We start from the raw sequence: 3,982 nt of genomic DNA on the forward strand, positions 1-3,982 counted from the left end.
CTGCGCCGGGACCACGCCCGCCGCCTCCGGCACCGGGGCCGCGCTGTTGCTGCTTGCCAATGGGGCCGGACATGTTGAATCCCCAGCGGATCCGTTCGGACCGTTCTTCCGCAAAGTTGACCGGCCTTTGGTCAAGCCGGATCAGTTGCCCATTGGCATCGCGCGTGACACGTCCCGGGAAGGCGGCTTCGATTTCGGGGGTTAGCAGCGGGAAAGACGAGGTCGTATTCTCGCTCTTGTTTTTGAAGTACTCGACCTGCAGGCTGAAGCCGTCGATGAACTTGGGCGCCCAGTCGAGCCCCACCTTAATGTCCTTGCGGTTTTCGGCGAGAAGGGCGGGATTGCCCCCGGTCACCAGATCGATGAAGCGGCTCTCTCCGCGCGCAAAATCATAATAAGCGACATTGGGGGTGACGATGGTCGGGTTGCCCAATTGGCCCAAGCCGGGCGCGTTTTCATCACCGATGATGGATGCGGATAGCGAAAGCCCCTCAATTGGCGACCAGCGCAGCCCGGCGCCATATTCGATGAGCGTGCCGAAATCCGACAGATCGGAAAAGCCCATATTGCCATTGATGGAAAAGTCGCCAATCGCGCCTAGCGCCCCGACGCCGCGGTCAACCAGCGGAATTTCGATGTTGAAAGCGCTGTTGATATTGTCGCGGTTGAGACCAATGGATGAAACCACACCGCGGCGATAGGTACTGCTGTCGATGGTCTGGCGATCATAGCCGTTCCGGATGGTCATCTGAACTTCGCCCGATGGCAGCTGGAACGGCGTGCCCGAAAAAGTGCTGCGTAGCGAGAGCGTGCCGGTGGTGCTGTCTGCGGTGTCGGGTGCGACAAACAGAAGGTTGCTACCCAGATCCGCTGCGAAGGGGTTGATCGTTCCTGCCGCTATCCCTGCGCGAAGATCGGTGTAGTCGCCGTTGGTCTGCGTAACGGTTTCAGTATCGACCAGCGTGTAATCGCCGGTCAGCGCAAGCCGCCAATCGCTTAGCAATGTATTGAAGGATATGCCGCCTTGTGCGGTTTTCGTCTTTACATCGCGGGTAAGAGGGCGAGGATCGGCGAAATAGCGGTTGAGAGTGACATCCGTCGTAAAGGGCGAGAAGGGGTTGGAAGCCGGTACTGCGATGCTCGCAAAAGGCAGGCCAAGCAGGCTGTACTGGTCTTGCACCTCGAAACGTCCATTGACTGACAAATTGGTCTGCGCGCCGAGCACCTTGCTCCAGGTAGCGTTGGTTGAAAAGCGCTGCGAACTGGGCTGCAAGGTGCGGAAGGTGCCGATATCGCCAGGTGCAGCCGCATTGGCTGTTCCCACAAAGCCTGTAAGCGTCGGGGTCGATGGGACTGCGGCCACGGTCACGATCTGACCTGCCAGCGTGCTTAAGGCGGGGTCTATTTCCCCGCCAGCGCCTATCCCCGTAACGTTTCCAGCAAGCGCATAAGGTGCCGAAGCGCTGCTGGGAATGATAGCCCGTTCGTCCTCTGTAATCCGGCTGCTGCTCTCGAACTCGGTATCAATGTTGAGACGGTTGTCCTTGCCAATGCGGGTGAAGGTGGCTTCAAACTCTTTGGTTGTGAAGCCGCCTTTCTCCGGCATTTCGAAATCATGTTCGACGTTGAACGAAGCGAAATCAGGCTTGAGGATGAAGTTCACGACGCGCTGGTCGGGCCGGAAGCCATATTTTAGGGCTACTTCTTCGGGGAATATCTGAACCTGACGGATTGCTTCGGGCGGGAGGTCGCGCAATTCGCGGAAACTGGAGACGCGCTGGCCGTTGAGCAGGATCACAGGCGGGCCGCCGCTGCCCCGACCACGACCTGAACCGGCTTGCGGCGCGACGGCAGCCAAGAGGTCATTTATGGAGGATGCGCCGATTGCGGCTATGTCGCCTTCCGACAGTTCGTCGATGGGCGGCGCATCGGTATCGATGGAACCTGGGAGCCGCGTTGCCGTCACGATAATGTCGGGTGTTGCTGCTTCTTCGTCCACCGCCTCGGTTTCGGTAGCCGGAGTTTGGTTTTCAGACGATTCAAGCACTTCTTCGCTAGTCGCACTGGCCAGAACTGGTGTCGACACGCTGACAGCAAGCGCGAACAGGCTGGCAGAGAGCAAGGAATGGCGGGGAGAGGGCATGGGAGGTTCCGTTATATTCTTTGTTTCGACGCCTTTATGGCGATCACCTGTCGCAGTTACAGCCCATAGATGTCACAATTTGTCGCAGCTATCGGGCAAAAAGCCTGTAATCGTCGATGAACAGGCATTATCCGCGCGCTCTTCCCTTTTTGTGACAAAAGGCTTAAGGGCGCTCGCACGTAAAACTCATTCAAATTTACAGGGGCCGAATGGCAAAGGAAGAACTTATCGAAATGCGCGGAACGGTGCGCGAACTGCTGCCCAACGCGATGTTCCGTGTCGAACTGGAAAATGGCCATGAAGTATTGGGCCATACAGCAGGCAAGATGCGCAAGAACCGCATTCGCGTACTCGTCGGCGACGAAGTTCTCTGCGAAATGACCCCTTATGATCTGACCAAGGGCCGGATCACATATCGCTTCAAATAAGGCAGCGGCCCTTGCGGCTAGTACTCGCCTCTTCTTCCCCACGCCGCCGCGATTTGTTGTCGCGCATTGCCGTAGTGCCGGATCGTATTGCGTCCCCCGACATCGATGAAACCCCCCGCAAGGGAGAGATTGCGCGGGTCTATGCGCTGCGCATGGCCGTGGAAAAGGCGCATGCGGTAACGTGCGAAGCTGACGAGATTGTTGTTGCGGGCGACACGACCGTGGCCGTTGGCCGCCGTATCCTGCCGCAGGCCGCCGATGCCGAAATGCAGCGCGGCTTCCTCGAATTGTTGAGTGGCCGGCGCCACCATGTCTGGAGCGCGGTGTGCGTGATTGATGCCCAAGGCCGCGCACGCAGCCGTATCAGCGACAGCATCGTCCGTTTCAAACGACTGAGCCCTGCCGAGATAGAAGCCTATATCACCAGCGGCGAAGGGCTGGGCAAAGCCGGTGGTTATGCCATTCAGGGCAGGGCGGAGGCGCTGATCGACTGGATGTCGGGCAGTCATTCCGGTGTGGTTGGTCTGCCGTTGTATGAAACGCGCGCTTTGCTTCGCGCCTCGGGCTATCCGGTCGAATGACATGCACTCTGTTATGGGATGCTGCACCGGGTGAAATTCGCGCCGGACTGGTTGAAGATGGCGCACTGACCGAATTCCGTATCATCCGGCCAAGTCGCCGCGGAAGCTATCTTGCGGTTGGCCAACTATACACCGCGCGCATCGTTGAAAATCAGGGAGCTGGCAGAGCCCTTGTCACCTTGGGTGGCGGACTCGAAGCGCATCTAGAACGCGCGCAGCGTGTACCCGAGGGCACATTGCTTGCCGTTGAAATCGTGCGGACATCGATTCCTGAGCCTGGACGGTGGAAACCTCCTTTGGTGAAGGCGCGAAGCGATCTGGTCGCTAATTCGAGCGAGGGTCCGTTCGACATCGGCAAACAGTCTTGGGCGTATTTTCTCGATGAATGGCGGGGCAAGGTCGATCGGATAATATGCTGCGACGCGACTGCGATGCAACAAGTGTCCACAAGTGTCGGCCCTGATGGACCACCCGTCTCGGCAGATATCGCGGCAATCGAAGAAGCAGACTTTGATAGCGTAGTGGAATCGGCGGTCACCGGGGAGTTTACTATCAAAGGCGGAATGCTGACAATTGAGCGGACACGGGCGATGACTACCATCGACATTGACGGTAGCGGGGATCCAATTGCGCTCAATCTGGCTGCGGCACTCGAAATTCCACGGCTTTTGCGCTTGCTCGATATAGGCGGGCAGGGGGGCATCGATTTTCTCGCCCTGCGGGATCGATTCGCCAGTAGCAAGATCGGCAGCGGCATGCAGCGATTGCGCGGCGCGCTTCAGCGTCTGCGCCTTGCGGTTGATCGAGCTGGCCTTGAGCCCCCGCCCGTC

General features: G+C 58.5%; 4 protein-coding genes. 3 read left to right on the forward strand and 1 reads right to left on the reverse strand.

Translation table 11 applies throughout. The features are described 5' to 3' along the window. Positions 1–2,143: TonB-dependent receptor (locus tag Q0239_RS01915; protein WP_298597571.1), on the reverse strand; the 2,143-nt coding region annotated here is incomplete at its 3' end. Positions 2,144–2,352: 209 nt separating this feature from the next. Here Q0239_RS01915 and infA point away from each other — a divergent pair. The 3 genes from infA to Q0239_RS01930 all read left to right on the forward strand — a co-directional run. Continuing rightward, on the forward strand, positions 2,353–2,571 hold the full coding sequence (gene infA, locus Q0239_RS01920) for a translation initiation factor IF-1 (RefSeq protein ID WP_115547927.1): 219 nt from the start codon (positions 2,353–2,355) through the stop codon (positions 2,569–2,571). 11 nt (positions 2,572–2,582) lie between these two features. Beyond that, positions 2,583–3,152 carry a nucleoside triphosphate pyrophosphatase gene (locus tag Q0239_RS01925; protein ID WP_298597578.1) on the forward strand — a complete coding sequence of 190 codons (570 nt, stop codon included), beginning with the start codon at positions 2,583–2,585 and terminating at the stop codon, positions 3,150–3,152. Beyond that, positions 3,149–3,982: ribonuclease E/G (locus tag Q0239_RS01930; RefSeq protein WP_298597581.1), on the forward strand; the 834-nt coding region annotated here is incomplete at its 3' end. The genes Q0239_RS01925 and Q0239_RS01930, both read left to right, overlap by 4 nt.

It is taken from the genome of uncultured Sphingorhabdus sp., assembly GCF_937872355.1.
GTDB lineage: Bacteria > Pseudomonadota > Alphaproteobacteria > Sphingomonadales > Sphingomonadaceae > Sphingorhabdus_B.